13 protein-coding genes are annotated in these 17,565 nt (G+C 44.2%); 3 read left to right on the forward strand and 10 right to left on the reverse strand.

Annotation, left to right across the window (positions count from 1 at the left end):
* Positions 1-223 precede the first annotated feature (223 nt).
* From MHN32_RS22140 to nudB, 9 genes are all read right to left on the reverse strand, one after another.
* A complete protein-coding gene (locus MHN32_RS22140) occupies positions 224-1,459 on the reverse strand; it encodes an ABC transporter permease (protein WP_239422827.1) in 1,236 nt (411 codons plus the stop codon).
* A complete protein-coding gene (locus tag MHN32_RS22145; protein WP_239422828.1) occupies positions 1,459-2,649 on the reverse strand; it encodes an HlyD family efflux transporter periplasmic adaptor subunit in 1,191 nt (396 codons plus the stop codon). Before MHN32_RS22145 ends, MHN32_RS22140 begins: the two co-directional genes overlap by 1 nt.
* Positions 2,646-3,800 (reverse strand): HlyD family efflux transporter periplasmic adaptor subunit, encoded by a 1,155-nt coding sequence (locus MHN32_RS22150; RefSeq protein WP_239422829.1) that lies wholly within the window; start codon positions 3,798-3,800, stop codon positions 2,646-2,648. Before MHN32_RS22150 ends, MHN32_RS22145 begins: the two co-directional genes overlap by 4 nt.
* Positions 3,790-4,740, reverse strand: a complete 951-nt coding sequence (locus tag MHN32_RS22155) for an HlyD family efflux transporter periplasmic adaptor subunit (RefSeq protein WP_239422830.1) — start codon at positions 4,738-4,740, stop codon at positions 3,790-3,792. The genes MHN32_RS22150 and MHN32_RS22155 overlap by 11 nt, the downstream gene beginning before the upstream one ends.
* On the reverse strand, positions 4,722-5,408 hold the full coding sequence (locus MHN32_RS22160) for an ABC transporter ATP-binding protein (RefSeq protein ID WP_010607436.1): 687 nt from the start codon (positions 5,406-5,408) through the stop codon (positions 4,722-4,724). Before MHN32_RS22160 ends, MHN32_RS22155 begins: the two co-directional genes overlap by 19 nt.
* Positions 5,409-5,636: 228 nt before the next feature.
* Entirely contained in the window at positions 5,637-6,089 is a 453-nt protein-coding gene (locus MHN32_RS22165; RefSeq protein ID WP_102058530.1) for an activity regulator of membrane protease YbbK, read from the reverse strand.
* Positions 6,090-6,094: 5 nt separating this feature from the next.
* Positions 6,095-7,045, reverse strand: coding sequence for an SPFH domain-containing protein (locus MHN32_RS22170; protein ID WP_095726733.1), 951 nt, complete (start codon positions 7,043-7,045; stop codon positions 6,095-6,097).
* Between the two features lie 143 nt (positions 7,046-7,188).
* Complete coding sequence (locus MHN32_RS22175; RefSeq protein WP_010607439.1) at positions 7,189-8,310, reverse strand: alanine racemase; 1,122 nt, start codon at positions 8,308-8,310, stop codon at positions 7,189-7,191.
* A 7-nt stretch (positions 8,311-8,317) separates the two neighbouring features.
* Entirely contained in the window at positions 8,318-8,758 is a 441-nt protein-coding gene (nudB, locus tag MHN32_RS22180) for a dihydroneopterin triphosphate diphosphatase (RefSeq protein ID WP_010607440.1), read from the reverse strand.
* Between the two features lie 502 nt (positions 8,759-9,260).
* Between nudB and MHN32_RS22185 the strand changes: the two genes are divergently transcribed.
* Together MHN32_RS22185 and MHN32_RS22190 are read left to right on the forward strand one after the other, a co-directional pair.
* Complete coding sequence (locus tag MHN32_RS22185; RefSeq protein ID WP_239422831.1) at positions 9,261-11,168, forward strand: M6 family metalloprotease domain-containing protein; 1,908 nt, start codon at positions 9,261-9,263, stop codon at positions 11,166-11,168.
* 202 nt (positions 11,169-11,370) lie between these two features.
* Positions 11,371-12,669, forward strand: a complete 1,299-nt coding sequence (locus MHN32_RS22190; protein WP_206471153.1) for a PAS domain-containing methyl-accepting chemotaxis protein — start codon at positions 11,371-11,373, stop codon at positions 12,667-12,669.
* Positions 12,670-12,955: 286 nt separating this feature from the next.
* Here the strand turns inward: MHN32_RS22190 and MHN32_RS22195 are convergent, their stop codons facing one another.
* Entirely contained in the window at positions 12,956-14,803 is a 1,848-nt protein-coding gene (locus MHN32_RS22195) for a choice-of-anchor I family protein (protein WP_239422832.1), read from the reverse strand.
* Between the two features lie 318 nt (positions 14,804-15,121).
* On the opposite strand from MHN32_RS22195, the gene MHN32_RS22200 reads away from it, so the two are divergent.
* Entirely contained in the window at positions 15,122-17,401 is a 2,280-nt protein-coding gene (locus tag MHN32_RS22200) for a CHRD domain-containing protein (RefSeq protein WP_239422833.1), read from the forward strand.
* The last annotated feature ends 164 nt before the right edge of the window (positions 17,402-17,565 follow it).

The following is a 17,565-nucleotide window of genomic DNA, read 5'->3' on the forward strand; positions in this document are numbered from 1 at the left end:
AATATCACTCTAGCCAGAAGTTATTTCTTAATACAAGGCAAATTTGTGCGTCAATAGCTGGCCTATTGCAAGCAAATTTAACGCAGTAGTAAGGGATAACGTCTGCTAGAGAACAAGTTGTTATCCCGAGTTCTGGTTAGTTAATGACTTTGGTCACTGAGCTGTATGCGAAAAAGTATTTTAGTCTCAAAATAAAGGATGGCGTTAGTGCCTTCCTAATTGGTTAATCACTTTGTAAGGCTTCGATCGGGTCTAGCTTTGAAGCCTTGATTGCAGGATATACACCAAATGTTAAGCCAACTAAGGCACAAATACTAAAAGAAAGAATAATAGCACTCAGAGACCAAGAAACCGCCCAGTTTGAATAAAATGCAATTATCTCTGAAAGTAAAATACCAAACACCACGCCTAATAGCCCTCCGAGTATCGAGATGGTAAAACTCTCTGTAATAAACTGAACTTGAATATTTTTCCGAGTCGCACCGATTGCGCGTAATAAGCCGATTTCTTTGGTCCGTTCAAGTACGGTTGCAAGCATGATATTCATAATCCCAATACCGCCAACAAGGAGTGATATACCTGCTACGCAAGACATCACCATATTAAAAATGGCTTGTGTTTGTTTTTGCTGAGCAAGAAGCGCTGCGGGAATGGTCAACCTATAGTCATCAATATCGCTATGGCGATTGGTTAGAATGTTAGTGATAGCTTGAGATGCCAAAATTGGACTCTGAGATTTGTCGATAGCGAGTTTTAGTTCGGTAACTTCAGGTTCAAGTAATCCCTTATTGAAGCGATGAATTGCGGTCGTTAGCGGAACAAAAATACGGCTTTGCTCGCCTCCTAATGCAACGCCTTGAAACTCCTTTTTGTTCAGGTGCGGCGCTTGCAAAATGCCAACAACCTCAAACCATAAATGGTTAATTTTTACTTGTTGGCCAACAGCGCTCCCGAGGGGAAATAGCGTTTTTGCGGTATTTGCGCCGAGTAATGCAACCTGCCTATATTCTTTGCTATCTTCAGCATTTAGCAGGCGACCAGCAGCGAGTTCATAATGCGCAAGGCGAAAATAGTTTGCTGTGACGCCCGTGGCTTCCCCTTCAAAACTGCCGAATTCGCTAAATATCTGGTAGGTATCTACTAGCCGTTCAGCCGAAAAGTCACTAACAAAGGGCAGGGCGTCGACAATCACTTGGCCGTCTAATAAATTAAGACCTTGCGAGTGCTTTCGTTGTTCTTTTAGGTCATTCTCTTCAATGTCTTTAGCGCTGACAATAACATTATTGATCCCCATAGAATCGATCATCTTAAGCGCTTCTCGTTCAGCACCTTCACCGATGTTCAACATAGCAATAACAGCACCCACACCGAAAATCATCCCAAGTAAGGTCAATAGGGTTCTGAGCTTATGTTGCTTTAATTGCACAATAGCGTCGGTAAATAAATCCAAATATTTCATTACAGTTCCTTATTCGTGACAAGTGCAATTTGTTGCTTGGGCGATAAACCAGAAAGTACTTCAGTATGGCTTAGGTTGCTTTGGCCTAATTCCACTTTTACGCGTTTAAACTGACTACCGTCTTTAACTTGAACAAAAAACGCATTGTTATCATTAATCACGCTGTGTTTAGGCACGAGTAACGCTTGTTTATTTTCTTGGACAAATAACGTAGCAAGCACCTTATTACCAGGTTTAAAGTAGGCTGGAGTTTCATCAAGGCTCGCTATGACCTCGTAGTATTTTTGTGGATCTCCACGACGAATAGATTGTGGGTAAGGTGATACTTGTGTGACTTTACCATCAAAGCGCTCATCGCTATTGGAGAGCAGGGTAAACCTAACCTTTTGACCAATCGCAAGGCCAAGCGCTTCTTTTTCATGAACGAAAAGCTTAGCTTGCAGGGATGAGATGTCTGGTAATCCCCCAATCTTTTGCCCAGGCCATAGCGCTTGCCCTGATTTGGGTTTTTCACCACGCCAATCGGCACTGAGAGTGAGTAAGCCATCATGTGGCGCGATGACTTCGAGACTGTCTAAGTTAGCGTTGTACATTGCAATTTTGCTTTCATGCTGCTTTGACTGCAATTTTAACAGTTCCATTTCTCCAAGAGCTGAAGATGAAAACTGCTCTGTCTGCCAATCAAAATAAGCCTCTTTAGCATTGAGATATGCAACATTTTGCATTTGATCTAAAATGTCGAGCTTTGAACGGATCCGTTCATCGTCAACTGAAAAGGTTTCTGCAAAGTGTTTTTCTTCACTGACGATAACCTTATCGCTATCTAAATGGGACTTTCTTGTTATTAAATCACTATCGGTGACCGTGATATCTTGCGCGACTTTGCCTTTGTCGAACTCGCTAAAACGCTTTCCCCTTTCTAATTGACTACCATCAAAACGTGCAATAACATCGCCTTTTTTCACCTGAGTATACTCAGGCATGATCCATGCGAGCGTCTGAGCCCCTCTCGCTGAAGTTGGGGCGGATATGACAGTTTCACTTGCGGCCTCCAATTCGCCTTCGGCATTAACGGTGATAGCAAAAGGCTTCGACTCCACGGTATATAATAGTTGCGCAGGCTGTTCAGTTGCTTCTTGGCAGCCAAGTAACCAAAGTGGGATAATGATCGCGAGTAATGTTTTTCTCATAGCTTTACCTCCGCGCCTTGACTAATTCCAGAAGAAATCACGGCAAGCGTCGGTGTGGTATAAGAGACGGTTACCTCTTTTTCTCCGCTATTTGTGTCTATAAACACTTTATCCGCACTTTGTTTTAACGCGTTTAATGGCACGGTTAAGGCGTTATCGAGTTGTGCTGTCACTATCTCTACACGAGCGGTCAATCCTGGCCGCAGCTTTTCAGTATCGACCTTATCCAGCTCAATAATGGCATCAACAATGCGGCTTTTATCTTGATGTGACTTTTCCCTAAAGGCCTTTCCTATTTCAATGAGTGTCCCACCGACAACATATCCGTCGGCACTGTCTATGGTAACTTTTACTGTTTGCCCCAATTTTATCCGTCCAAAATCGGCTTCTTTAATTTGTGCTTTTACCTGCATTTGTTCAATAACCGATAGCTCAACAACTGGTTGACCAAACTGCATGGACTCCCCAACACTGGGTTTTTCTCCTTCCCTGTTTGCGCGATATGCAACTAACCCATCCATTGGCGCTTTTACTTGTAAACGCGCTATGTCACGTTTTAGTTCTTTTACTTCAGCATCCATTCGTGCAACCTTACTTCTTGCCATTTGGATACTCAGTTCTTTGTTGTTTAGATGAAAAGCGAGTTTACCGCGGGCAAGTTCTAAATCATTGGTTGCAATGGTGAAATCGATTTGCGCCTTTTTTCGGTCGTTGTCTGAGCGTGAGTTGTCTATGATTTCTGCGCGGCGTTTTGCCTTATCGAAGTTCATTTGCGTTTCAGCGAGTGCGAGTTTGTATTCTTCTTCTTGCTTCTCGACTTGAGCTTGTTTATTTTCTAGCTCTTTCTGCGCTTGACTTAGCTTCGAATTGTATTCCATCAAGCGATCTCTAACGGTTTGATCGTCAAAAGAAACAACGGTTTGGCCTTTTTGAACCGTGGTATTCTCAGGCATTAACTGCTTTATTTTGTATTGCCACATACGCTTGATTGAAGGAGGGGCTATCAACGCTCGGCTTTTTGATTCCAATTCACCATTTGCTTCTACAGTGATAGTGATTGGCTGTGCCTTAACGAAATGTATATCGCTGGGGGCCTGACTGCAGCCAAGTAAATAGAGTGGAATAATTATTGCTGGCAACTTAACTTTCATTTTTCTCTCCTAGCAAAGTTATGCTTCCGCTCATGCCAGGCAGTAGTGGCAAATCGGTGTTGAATGTGAATTTAGCCCGAAAATACATGCCTTGGCCCCAGTCTTGGCGCTTTTCAGGTTGTGTTGATAGCTCAGTGAGCGTACCTGGCGTTGGTGATGAGCGAAAGGCGTCAAATTTTAAATCGGCAGTTTGACCTTCCTTAATACCAATAGCATCTACTTCATGGATCCAGGCTTCTAAATACAGACCCGCTGTAGAAGGTATTTCTGCTACTTTCCAACCTGTTTGTACAGTTGCGCCAGCAAACAACTTGTTGCCGTGCCAAGGATTGTCCGCATACAAAATGGGCCCGCTATTATTGGCCGTTAGACTCATTTTTTCCAGTTGTTCTTGGTTGTGCGTGAGGCTCGCTTCTAGACGCCTTATCTCTAGCTGCTGTTTCCGAGTATTTGCCTTTGCTTCAGTTTCTGCCTTGCCTAAACTTATTTCGGCTTTATGATTTTCGATAATCGCTTTTTCTAACGTCAGCTGGTGTTGCTCGTAGTCGTAGGTGCTGATATTGGCTTTTGGCACGCTAGCATCTATTTTGGCTCTTTCGACGAGCAAAATGGTTTTTTTCAACTGAAACTGAGCTTCGAGTATCTTTTGGGCGCCGTCTTGCTCAATTCGTTTGTACTCATCTTTTGCAGCGTCAAGCGCCACTTTATCTTGGTCGATTGAGGTCGCGATAGAGCCAGAATCGTAGACGACGACAATATCCCCCTCATTGGCAACGTCCCCTTCGGGCAGCATCCACTGAATTTGCGTTTTCCAAGAGTCGCTCATCGGTGCGTGAAAGACCTGAGTTTCACCTGCTTTAATAAGGCCTGAGACGATAATTGGTTTGGCAAAAGCCTGCAAAGAGGTGAGCAGGGCGATGCTTATGATGTAGTTGTGCATTGGCTATCCTCGACTTTTTCGCCATCTTTCATTCTGATGATACGCTCGGCATATGCTGCAATATCGTCCTCGTGTGTTACCATCACAATGGTATGGCCTTGCTGGTGTAGCTGGCATAGTAACTCCATGATTTCATGTGAGGTTTTACTATCTAAGTTACCAGTTGGTTCATCGGCAAAAATGACTTTTGGCTCATTAATGAGTGCCCGTGCAATGGCAACACGTTGGCGTTGTCCGCCAGACATTTCGAAGGGTTTATGATGTGCTCTGCTATCAAGACCTACTTTTTTTAGCATGGCAAGTCCGCGACTTTTTGCCTCTGATGGGGAAGTCTCGGTGTACCTTAGCGGTAAGATGACATTTTCCAGTGCGGTTAGGCGAGTAAGTAGATGGAATGTTTGAAAGATAAAGCCAATTTTTTGATTTCTAATTTGTGATAAGGCTTCATCTTCCACGGCCTGAATTTCTTGATTAGCAAGATAGTAAGAGCCGGAGGTCGGAGAGTCCAAGCAGCCAAGTATATTCATTAAAGTAGACTTCCCAGAGCCAGAAGACCCCATCACTGCGACAAATTCACCTTCCATTACTTCTAGAGAAACTGATTTTAGTGCATGCACTTGTGTCTCTCCGCTTCCGTATACTCGGCTTAAGTTTTCGACCCGAATCATTGTAGGTTATAATCCCTTGTTTTTTTATTATATTTTATTCATGGTTCAGAGGTGTTTAACCTTGTACCTAAATTTGAGTGTAACTGTTGTGCAGGATAGAGTAAACCGAGAAGGTACTAGACGAAAAGAGAATAAGGTAAAAAGTTGTTTCTGAACACAGAGAGTTGTTGAAAATGCCTAACAACATTTGCTGCTAGGCACTTTGTTCGCAAGGCTATACCAATTGGCTTAATTTGGCTCTACCCAAAACGCTCCAACCTCTTTTTTAACCACTTTGACTTGTGTTCCTGCAGTAATAGGTTGTTTACTTTTTAGTTGCCATGCAATACCAGAATAAGTATGAAAAATACGACTATCTGGATTTAAGTCCTTTTCTAGCGTAAAGCTAAGCTCAGCAAAATCACTCGTTACTTCTTTGTCGTCAGTGACATCTTGCATACGTCTTAGTGGTTTCCATAAAAACACCGCCAGTAATGTCGTGACTAGCGCATTAAACCAAAGTGCAGTTAGCCAAGTTTGGTCAAGCATACCTGCGTACATTAGGCCGCCGCTTATCACCAACGATAGACCTAAAAAGAACAATACAAAGGTCGCAAAACCAAGCACAGCAACCTCAACAATTAGGCAAGCAATTCCTAGTACTACTAAGGTTTGTGCTAAGTGCTCAAGTAAAAAGGCCATAGGCGTTACCCTTGCTTTTTATTCAATGTGTTAATAATAGACATGCCTTGTGCCACAAGCGAGCTTGCATCAGTGCCACTTTCTGGCAGCAATACCACAGAAGATTCTTTGGCTATTGCTTCTTTTGCTGCAATGGCTTTTGTTGCCAAGTCAAGCTGTATGGCCTTTTGACCTTCTTCGGTATTTGCGGCTTCACCGACTTTACGCAGGGCTTCAGCTTGTGCGTCTGCAACGGCAATGATCGCCTTTGCTTCACCTTCGGCGCTTAAGATCTGCTCTGCTTTTTCGGCTTCAGCTGCAAGTACTTGTGCTTGCTTCTTACCTTCTGCGACATTGATTGCAGCTTGACGGTCACCCTCAGATTCTAATATTTGAGCACGTTTCACACGCTCAGCCTTCATTTGTGCTTCCATTGCTTCCATTACAGAGTTTGGTGGCACAATATCTTTAATCTCGTAGCGCAGTACTTGAATGCCCCACGGATCAGAAGCTGAGTTGATGGCGGCGACGATGTTGGTGTTAAGCAAATCTCGTTCTTCAAAGGTTTTATCCAACTCCATTTTGCCCAATTCACTACGCATGGTGGTTTGCGCAAGCTGAGTTACCGCGAAGATATAATCGTCAACACCGTAAGTCGCTTTATACGGATCTAAAACCCTAAAATAGAGTACACCATCGACAATCAATGAAATATTGTCTTTGGTTATGGCTGATTGAGACGGTACATCAACTGCTTGCTCTTTTAAGCTTCTATCGGCGGCTACACGATCGATAAATGGCAGAATAAAGTTAAGGCCGGCTTCTTTAGTGGATTGATACTTGCCGAAACGTTCAATAATCCACGCACGGTTCTGCGGGACAAATTTGATACTACCTTTTAGTACCACGATAACGAAAATCAATAAAAACGCTTGAATGGTAAAAAGGTAATCAAAAATAAGTGTGACTGGATCCATGTTAGCTCTCCTACTACATAAGAATTGTTCGCATCAAATGCATGTTCCTAATATAGATGAACGATTTGTGAATTACCATTGGTAAATTTACTTTATGCTTTAGAGAATCGGATTTGTATTGTTAAAGGCTGTAAGGTGAAGAGCTACCACCCCCCAAACCTTGGCCAAAACTCGATGTCATCATGACTTAACACATGATAGCCTGAGTGTTGAGCGGCTGTTGCACATGCATGATTCGGTAAAATACGTAGTAGGTCACCATGTTTCACGTCCGGTAAGGTGAAGCCAGGTTCGCATTCAATAACGCCATGTTCTTGATTCGCTGAGGTTACTTTGAGTCCAGGCAGTAAATTACCTTCTTGGTCACACACAAGGCCGTAGCCACAATCAAACGCTTGACTCGCGGTACCCCTGTCTCTGGAAAGCGCCATCCAACCTGCATCTATAAAGAGTTTATTTTCACTACGCTTGATACCAGTGACACGTGTTAACACGCTTAGTGCAATATCTTCGATATCACATATGCCGATACCAGCCATAACAAGGTCGAAGAATGTGTAGACCCCAGCTCGCACTTCAGTGATCCCATCTAGGTTTTGCGTTGACAGCGCTGTTGGCGTAGAGCCAATACTCAGCACTGTTGTGGCAATCTGGGCTTCTTCCAACATCGAGGCGGCAGCCACAACCGCTGAGCGCTCTTTCTCTGCAAACTGTATTAGCTGCTCTAGGGTGTTACAGGCGTATGAGCCGCCTGCATGTGTAAGCAAGCCCTGATATAAACCACCGCTTTCCAGTATGGTTGCGATTGTCACGATTTCTTTGTTTTTAGGACTAAGTCCTGCCCGATGTCCGTCACAGTCGATTTCTATCAGACAACTAATTTTACAGCCATTTTCCGCGCAAAATTGAGAGACAAACATAGCTTGTTCCATGCTGTCTAGTAGTATGGTTAAATTGACACCTTGATTGATAAGGACAAGAACGCGTTGTAACTTATCCTCTGTTATCCCCACCGCATAAGTGATATTGGTGTAACCTTCCGCTGCAAACGTTTCTGCTTCTTTTAGGGTGGAAACCGTACATCCCGCTTGCTTGTCGGCCAAAATATAGTTTGCGGCTGCAGTAGATTTTACCGTTTTCAAATGTGGGCGAAGAGCCACATTAAAAGCATCAAGATGCTTTTCCATGCGCGAAAGGTTATGTAAAAAAGCAATTTTATCAACAACTAAACATGGTGTTTGTAAAGATCCTAATGATGTAAACATAGCTTAATCATACTCCTATAAGTTCTATTGCCTGTCGATTGCTTGGGGACCAGACGCGTTCACAAGCGTGTGTTTTGTTTAGCCAGATAAAGTCCGTGTGTTCATCTTCGGCAAGTACCACGCTGATCCCTGACGGTACTTGGACACTAAAAACATGCTCAGTGTTCATGGTAACACCCGGCTCATAGCGATGGCGCCACTGTGGTCTTATCGTGTATTGATTCGTTTTATTATGCGAGTGGATGGTGATCCCAAGCGCCGCGGCGTCAATGCTGGTTTCTTCTTTTAACTCTCTATAAGCGGTAGCCATTGGAGTTTCACCGGGATCAACTCCCCCAGTTACCGATTGCCAAAAGTGTTTGTCGTCTGCCCTTTGTAATAGCAAAAACTCATTATGCTCGTTGTATATTACGACTAACACCGAAATGGGTTTACGTAGTGCCGACATGGTTTACATCAAATCAGGAACATGTACTTTGAGTTTAACTAGTTGAATCGCACTCGGCAATTGGTCCAAAGTGAATTTTGGACAAAAAAAAAGCAGGCCATACTGGCCTGCATAAAAACTCCAATAGCAACAAGCTGTGCCAAGGAAATCCCAATAATGCCAACATCCTAGTCGGCAAGCTCTACTTCTCGGGAGTTCAATTGTGACTTTAGGCACGCCTAGTTACGCAGGTAAAAAGGTGCAGCCCCAAAGGAACGAGACCAATGCTAATGTAATGTTTAGTACTTGTAAACTATAAATTGAAAAAAATAGTTTGAATGGGCTTTTTTTGCTCACTTTGAAATGTAAAAGCTTCTAAAATGATGAAATTGTAATCGTTGTAACTATTTGTTATTTATCTAATTGATAAATTTTGTACCTTTAATGGGCTGGTGGTTGTTGCAATTTTGTATCCTTTCTGTATGTTAACGAGTTGTACAACATGTAACCTAGGAAAGGAAAAATGAAATTAACATCAGCAATTATCGCAACGTCATTATTGGCAACCAGTGTCGCAGTAAACGCGGCTATACCTTATAAAAATGAACAGTACCAATTTACCCAACCAAGTGGTGAGGTGATCACACTTATCCTTAATGGTAATACGTACTTTGCTCAGCAGCGTACAATTGACGGCGAGCTTGTAGTGTATGACGCCTCGCTTAAAGGCATGGCTTACGCTCAGGTTTCGGCCGATGGTGAGCGACTTATATCAACAGGTAAGTTAGTTACTGAACAAGAAAAACTGGGAATAAAAAGTCGCTCAGTTTCAACTGAGCGGCAAGGATTATCATCCGCTGCTATTGCAAAAAAAGTAAAAGCGGCACAACAAGTAATGTTGGGTCAAAACCAAACACCTGTCGACTTGGTACATACGCATCAGTTTGAACGCAATAACAATGAAACGGCGTTGAATGCTGAGATCAGTGGTCAAGTAAAAGGGTTAACCATCATCATTGATTTCCCTGATGAGCGCGGCACTATCACAAAAGCGCAAGTTGAGCGTTTTTTAAATGACCAAAATTACAATGAATTTGGTAACGCGCAGTCAGTAAGAGGGTATTTTTCGTCGGTCTCTGGAGGCAAGCTCGATTATACCAATACGGTAACGGCTTATTACACCGCAAAGAAAAACAAAGCGTATTACGCGGATAGCGCATTAAGCTCAACAGTACGCTCGCAAGAACTCATAAAAGAAGCGCTAAATTGGCTTGAATTTCAACAGGGATTTGATTTTAGTTCGCTGACTACAAATGGTAGCGGGCAGATCCGTGGGTTAAATATTTTTTATGCTGGCAACTCTGATAGTGCATGGTCTAAAGGCTTATGGCCACATATGGCAAGGCTCAGTCCACGTTTTTGTGCTGATGGCGTGTGTACCGATCGCTATCAAATCACTGATATGGGAAATAGCCTTGCAATTGGCACCTTTGTCCATGAATCTGGTCACTTGATCACAAATTGGCCCGATCTTTATGATTATGATGGCAGCTCAGAGGGCTCTGTCGCAAGTTTTGGTGTTATGGGGTTTGGCGCGATTGGCGCTTCCAACCGTTTTAAGCCGACTCCACCTGTTGCACACTTTAGAGCCATAGCTGGTTGGGATACGGTAACTGAACTTAACCCAGCCGTAAATGCCAATGCCCCAACGGGAAGGCTCAGCCATATTTCAGGCGCTAATAGCTCATATAAATGGACCAACCCAAGTAACGCGAATGAAGCTTTTTACATTGAGGCTATTCATCAATCGGGACAAAACTCAGAGCAACTCGATTCAGGTTTGGCTATTTGGCACGTTGATTCCGCGGGCAATAACTCGAATGAATGGTATCCGTATATCCAAATGGAGCATGGTGATGCCAAGCGAGATCCTGAAAATGGCCGAAACCGTGGGGATAATGGCGATTTATTTGATGTGGCCGGAGAGTTTAGTGCCACACTGCCGAATGCGTTGAGTAGCAAAGGGACGAATGCGCTATGGTGGAATGGAAGCGACTCGGGCTTGTCCATCAGCAATATTTCTGATCCCGCTGCAGAGATCCAATTTACCGTAAGCGGTAGTACAACCCCACCACCAGCGGGAGATGTTTACACTGGATACTTAACGGACAAGCAACAAGCCATACAACCTGATGGCAGTTGGTTTCAGTATGGCGGTGGCACAATCGCACTTACGTTAGAGGGACCTACAAACGCAGACTTCGATTTGAAACTCGAAGCTTGGCAAGGTGGTGCATGGCAACAAGTTGCCATTTCGGAGACGCCGACCTCACAAGAGTCAATTAACTATACGGCAAATTCAGGTTACTACCGCATCTTGGTTTATTCATACAGCGGTGCGGGTGATTACCGTCTGACGGTACAGAAGTAGTTAACCAAAGCGCTGCACTGGTTAGTCAATACAATTGATATAATGCCAAGTCGCGTTGCTTGTGTGGTAAGCGCGCGGCTTGTTTTTACTTTGGTGGATACTCTAGTGCACCAAATTCCACTTTCTTATCTATAATTCATACTTTATTACCAAAATTATGATAATAATGCGGTCATGCATATTGTTTGTTATGGAATAGCTTATGAATTTTTTTCGAAAGCCAAATCAAGAAGTTGAAAATTTGACCGCTGAACTCAAGCGTGCTCGGGCATTACTTTCTGCGATTGATGAAGCGGTCGCAAAAATTGAATTTACACCCGATGGTCAAATAGCAGCAGTCAATCAACATTTTCTTGCTGTCGTGGGTTACACTGAGGCTGAAGTGATAGGGCGGCACCATCGTATTTTTTGCCATAAAGACTATGTAAGTTCTTCGGAATATCGCAGTTTCTGGGCAAGCCTTCAACGTGGCCAGGCTCAGTATGGTAATTTTGAACGCTTTACCAAAAAAGGTGATGTAGTTTGGCTTGATGCTACCTATTTCCCAGTTGAAGAGAATGGCAAAGTCACCCGTATTGTTAAAATTGCGAATGATATCACAGCAGAAAAGCTCACTATCAAAGCACAAGAAGCGATAGCTAACGCACTCAATAAGTCCATGGCAACCATAGAGTTTACACCAGAGGGCGTTATTTTAGATGCGAATCCAAATTTCACGGCTACTGTGGGTTATAAACTCAGTGAGATTAAAGGTCAGCATCATCGAATGTTCTGTGACGACAGCTTTTATAAAGAACAGCCACATTTTTGGCAAGAGCTGGCAAAAGGCCAGCATAAAAGTGGTCGCTTTCATCGCTTAGGTAAACATGGCGAAGATATTTGGATTGAAGCAACGTATAACCCTATCTTTGATGAACATGGCAAAGTCATTAAAGTGATAAAGTTTGCAACAAATATCACGGCGCGGGTGCAAAAAGCGCATCGAGTCGCACAAGCTGCCGAAGTTGCGCAGGTGACATCAGAGCAAACCGAGCAAATTGCAGCTCGTGCAAGCTTGCTGTTGCAAGAGTCTGTCAGTACCTCTGGGCTTATTTCTAATCAAGTGCGAAGTGCAATGGCCGCAATAGCACAGCTTAATGAACAGTCAAAAGGGATTTCGGCAATTGTGTCCACCATCAGCGCGATTGCGGAGCAAACCAATTTGTTAGCTCTCAATGCAGCGATAGAAGCCGCCAGAGCGGGCGAGCAGGGAAGAGGATTTGCGGTGGTAGCCGATGAAGTAAGAAGTTTAGCTGCACGTACTTCGCAGTCGACCAACGAAATCAATGATGTAGTAAATCAGAATGAAGTGTTAACTAAAGAAGCCACGGCACTGATGAATACGGTGTCCGAAAGTACTGAACTTGGCCTTGCACAAATCGACGAAGTGAACAAAGTGATGAATGAAATAAAGCAAGGTGCAGAAAACCTCACAAATACGGTTAAAGGATTGTCAGAATAACCTAAAGATCGCCGCGTAAAGCGGCTCCCACCAAGGGTTTAAGTATGTTGTAGGAACGGGTTCACCCCACGCTCTTTTCCCAAATGATCGCCGCGTAAAGCACTTCCCACCAAGGGCTCGAATATGTTGTGGGAACGGGTTCACCCCGCACTCTTTTCCCCAATGATCGCCGCGTAAAGCGGCTCCCACCAAGGGTTTAAGTATGTTGTAGGAGCGGATTCACCCCGCGATCTTTTTATCAAGATCGGCGCATAGAGCACCTCCACAGCGACATAATGTGAATGCTTTATTTTTCAGCGATTTGCCATACTGCAACTGAGCCGGAAATTTCATTACCGATCACCAATAAGGCTTCGCCAGTTGCACTTTTGTCGGCAGGAATAAATGCCATGCCCTCAGGGGCTAAGTCGCCACTGATTTCGGCATCTTCAACTAATCCGCGGTTGTAAAAATAATCTTCAAACTTAACATCGTAAGGGTTGGTGATATCGTAAACCATGATACTACCCATACGCTCTAAGCCAACGAATGCAAAAGTGCGTTCACCAATTTGACCAAGCGCTAGTGCTTCCGGCTCTGGGCCTTTTGCATCAGATCGCGTATCGCCTTCATTGGTGTCTTCATCATTGTTAAATTGTGCGCCATGCACGGAGGCTGTGATCCGCTCGATTTGATCGCCAGAGTCGAACACCACAAGGCCGTTGCTATCCCAAATGGTGAATGAACGTGCACCATAGGTGTACAGCGCTTCATATTGGCCGTCATTATTTTCATCGCCTTTCACCGTTGTGACTTTAAGGCGACCAATGTCGTCATCGTCATTATTGAGATAAGCAAAGTTGCTTGCTAAGGTAAGATCTTCGGCACGGCTCTCATCAATGTACGCTAAACAACCATCATCTTTATCGTAATCTAGGCCACCTTTTGCGGTGCAGTCGGCTTCATCCGCAGCATCAAAAAAGTATTCTCTACCATCACCTTCATTGGCAGAGACAATAAAGTTCGCGCCTTTCCACGTGTAGCTAGAGATAGAATCTGGCTGATACATGCCGTAAAGACCGGGGTACTTTTTAAAATTGATCTTTTTATCTTTATCCGAGGCATCCATGGTGTAATTTGACCAGTCTTTGAATCCCAAACCGACTAAATTAAGGCTATTGTCACTTAGATCTACGATAGCGAGTGCGTTGTTTTCTTGAATTGAAACATAGGCGAAGCGGTTGTCTTTAGAGATGGTGACATATTCCGGTTCTAAATCCATCGCAACTGTCGTATTAATAAGTTTGCCATTGATAGTGCGACCAGTTGGATTGGCGAAGACAATGCCTTGTTCTTCTAGCTCAGCTTGCTTGGTGTTAAATGCGCTAAAGTCTAATTGTGTTGCTGTATTTGCAACTACGCCATTTGTAACGTTGATAATGCTGATGCTACCTTCAGGATCAACGCTGTAGTCACCTGCTGGTTCCCCTTCATTTGCGACCACGACTTTGCTGCCATCATGAGTAAAGGTAACCATATCAGGTAGTGCACCCACCGTTACATTTTTAATAAAGGCCGGAGTTGCACCTGAGATATCATAAAAAGCGATTTGTCCTGCGTCACCCGTGGTCTTGGCAGCCATTGCAACTGCCAATAGTTGGTTGTTTTCGTCAACTGCAATGCTGTTTGCGTCGCCAGATGTATTGTCGTTTAAGTTGATTGTCATGGCTGATGTTAAATTTGTAGCGGTAATAACACCTTCATTATTTTTGACCAGAGCGGCCGTATCAAAGCTGGTTGCTGGAATAACTTCAACCACAGCGGCACTGCCTGAACTATTAATGGCATATATCCATTTTTTGGATGCTTGGTAAGCGACAATTTCAGCGGCGCCTTCAGGGCTTTCTGCATTAAGCACTGCGCGTCCCACAAGACTTATTTCAAGCATGCTATTGGCGTTAGTGCCATTGGTTCCGTCTTGTCCGTTTGCTCCATCTTGGCCGTCGGAGCCATTTGTACCATTTTGTCCATCGTTACCATCTTGTCCGGCAACGCCTTGTTGCCCTTGCGAGCCTGTTGCGCCATCGTCACCATCAAGTGAACAGCCAGTGAGAAGAGAAAGCAAAGAGAGCGCGATAAGTGAGTGCTTAAACATAAAATATCCTGATTATTATTGTTAAAGCAGCTACTTAATCACAAAAAGATGACTCTTATATGGCAATGAGGTTTCACAATTATTGTGAGAAATTCATTGATATCATTGAGCTGAATGTAATGCCATTCAAGCGTTAATATCATAGGTATAAATGGATGCTCAGGCAAAAGTTGGTATTGCGATTGGTGCAATTAGGTACAGACAAAATATATACAATAATTTTGCAAACTTGATGAACTTTTATTCAAGCCTGTTCGTAAGGGTTAGCTATGGGTGACAAAAGTCATTCTTTTTAACCTAGTCTACAGGATGAGTATAATGAAAAAGTTTATAGTAAGTGCCAGCTTCATGCTTCTTATGGCATGCAGCGATAATGACGATAACGATACTGTTACACCTCCGCCACCGCCGCCAGCCCAAGAGTTTTCAGCGACTAAGACCTTTGAATTGATGTTATCAGGAAAGCAGGAAGTGCCGATGAATACGTCAATGCAAACCGCTTCCGCAACAGTTGAGCTTGATGAAAATCTGATGCAACTCAGAGCAACACTCGACTACAGCAACGTCGAAGGTTTTAGTGCTGCACATATTCACGATGGTGATTTGGGGGCGAATGGCGATGTGGCATTCGCCTTCGAAGCATCAGATGACAATAAAGTGAGTATTCCGATCACAGATCTGTCTGAGGATCTAATTGAGGATATGTTGGATGGTGATTGGTATATTAATCTACACACCGAAGCCTTTCCAAACGGCGAGTTACGCGCTCAGATTGTGCCTGACACGGTAAGCGTGATCACGTTCAAATTAGATGGCTCACAACAGGTGCCAATGAATGAAAGTAGTGCCATGGGGTATGGTTATGCGTCATACGACAGCACCGATGGCGAGCTTTACCTTCGCGCGGTGACTATGGGCGTTGATGATGCCACAGCTGCACATATTCACACGGGCCGCATTGGTATGAACGGCGATGTACTTGTGGTGTTAGAGCAGGACGACGAAGTAATGACAGACTGGGTAACGCCAGATGACACGATGATCGACGAAGCGACGTTGAATGTTTTGCTCTCGGGTGGACACTACGTCAATGTCCATACGCCAGAGCTACCAAATGGTGAGGTCCGCGGCCAAATCCTGACGGACAATTACGCAGTTGCGACATTTGACTTATCCGGCAAACAGGAAGTGCCAGCAGTAACAACAATGGCATCCGGTGATGGCTATGCTCTTGTTAACACTGATAACTATGAAGTAGAACTCAGAGTTGTCACTAGCGGTGTTGAGGATGCAACGGCGGCACATATTCATACCGGCCGGATCGGTATGAATGGTGATGTTTTAGTGGGCCTTGAGCAAAGCACCGATGATATGAATGTATGGATGACGCCAGACAACACTATGGTCAATGCTGAGATTTTTGCAGTGCTCGCATCAGGTGGTCACTATGTTAATGTCCATACCCCTAGCAATCCCAGTGGTGAGCTACGTGGCCAAATTCTTACCAGCAATTATGCGCTCGCTACATTTGCGCTTTCAGGTCAGCAAGAGGTTCCCGCGGTATCGACAATGGCGTCTGGGGATGGCTACGCATTGGTTAACATGAACGATTATGAAGTTGAACTTCGTGTAGTGACAATGGGTGTTGAGGACGCAACGGCGGCACATATCCATACCGGTCGGATCGGTATGAATGGTGATGTTTTAGTGGGCCTTGAGCAAAGCACCGATGATATGAATGTATGGATGACGCCAGACAACACTATGATCAATGTTGAGATTTTTGCGGTGCTCGCATCGGGTGGTCACTATGTTAATGTCCATACTCCTAGCAATCCCAGTGGTGAGCTACGTGGCCAAATTCTTACCAGCAATTATGCGCTCGCTACATTTGCGCTATCAGGACAGCAAGAGGTTCCTGCGGTATCGACCATGGCGTCAGGGGACGGCTACGCACTGGTTAACACAAACGATTATGAAGTTGAACTTCGTGTAGTGACAATGGGTGTTGAAGATGCAACGGCGGCACATATTCATACCGGCCGGATCGGCATGAATGGTGATGTTTTAGTTGGCCTTGAGCAAAGCACCGATGATATGAATGTATGGATGACGCCAGACAACACCATGATCAATGCTGAGATTTTTGCAGTGCTCGCATCGGGTGGTCACTATGTTAATGTGCATACACCAGCAAATGCGAGTGGTGAACTACGTGGCCAGATCCTCACTGACAACTACACTTTGGTAGCGTTTCCATTGAGTGGCGAGCAAGAAGTCCCAGCCGTTACAACCACAGCTACTGGTAGTGGATATGCTTTGGTAAATCGAAACGGCTTCGACCTTGAATTACAAGTCCTCACCTCAGGTGTTACCGATGCAACGGCTGCGCATATACATACTGGTATTGCTGGTGAAAACGGCCCTGTTTTACTAACGTTAATGCAAGATAGTAGTGATGCCAATCGCTGGATGGCTCCGGCCAATGCAGCATTGACAGCGGAAGTATTTGCGATTCTGGCTGGCGGTGGTCACTACGTGAATGTGCATACACCAGCAAATCCAAGTGGTGAGTTAAGAGGCCAAATAGTTAATTAACCTGAGGTTTGGATAAGGAATGTTCCAACTCATTGTTTCTAAAGCACAACTTAGTTTTTTCCTTCTCTAGCCAGAGAGTTTTAGGGAAAACACCGCTTCCGCGTCCTGCTCTCGCTAAGGTACCTACATCCTGTAGGCAAGGCGAATTTACGCACCAATAGCTG

The organism is Pseudoalteromonas sp. Of11M-6, from assembly GCF_022347905.1.
Classification (GTDB): domain Bacteria; phylum Pseudomonadota; class Gammaproteobacteria; order Enterobacterales; family Alteromonadaceae; genus Pseudoalteromonas.

Excerpts from the sequence above, each read along its gene's own strand:
- MHN32_RS22155 (WP_239422830.1), bottom strand. The coding sequence starts at position 4,740 with ATGCACAACTACATCATAAGCATCGCCCTGCTCACCTCTTTGCAGGCT.
- MHN32_RS22160 (WP_010607436.1), bottom strand. The coding sequence starts at position 5,408 with ATGATTCGGGTCGAAAACTTAAGCCGAGTATACGGAAGCGGAGAGACA.
- MHN32_RS22200 (WP_239422833.1), top strand. The coding sequence starts at position 15,122 with ATGAAAAAGTTTATAGTAAGTGCCAGCTTCATGCTTCTTATGGCATGC.
- MHN32_RS22195 (WP_239422832.1), bottom strand. The coding sequence starts at position 14,803 with ATGTTTAAGCACTCACTTATCGCGCTCTCTTTGCTTTCTCTTCTCACT.
- MHN32_RS22190 (WP_206471153.1), top strand. The coding sequence starts at position 11,371 with ATGAATTTTTTTCGAAAGCCAAATCAAGAAGTTGAAAATTTGACCGCT.
- MHN32_RS22150 (WP_239422829.1), bottom strand. The coding sequence starts at position 3,800 with ATGAAAGTTAAGTTGCCAGCAATAATTATTCCACTCTATTTACTTGGC.
- nudB (WP_010607440.1), bottom strand. The coding sequence starts at position 8,758 with ATGTCGGCACTACGTAAACCCATTTCGGTGTTAGTCGTAATATACAAC.
- MHN32_RS22170 (WP_095726733.1), bottom strand. The coding sequence starts at position 7,045 with ATGGATCCAGTCACACTTATTTTTGATTACCTTTTTACCATTCAAGCG.
- MHN32_RS22140 (WP_239422827.1), bottom strand. The coding sequence starts at position 1,459 with ATGAAATATTTGGATTTATTTACCGACGCTATTGTGCAATTAAAGCAA.
- MHN32_RS22165 (WP_102058530.1), bottom strand. The coding sequence starts at position 6,089 with ATGGCCTTTTTACTTGAGCACTTAGCACAAACCTTAGTAGTACTAGGA.
- MHN32_RS22185 (WP_239422831.1), top strand. The coding sequence starts at position 9,261 with ATGAAATTAACATCAGCAATTATCGCAACGTCATTATTGGCAACCAGT.
- MHN32_RS22145 (WP_239422828.1), bottom strand. The coding sequence starts at position 2,649 with ATGAGAAAAACATTACTCGCGATCATTATCCCACTTTGGTTACTTGGC.
- MHN32_RS22175 (WP_010607439.1), bottom strand. The coding sequence starts at position 8,310 with ATGTTTACATCATTAGGATCTTTACAAACACCATGTTTAGTTGTTGAT.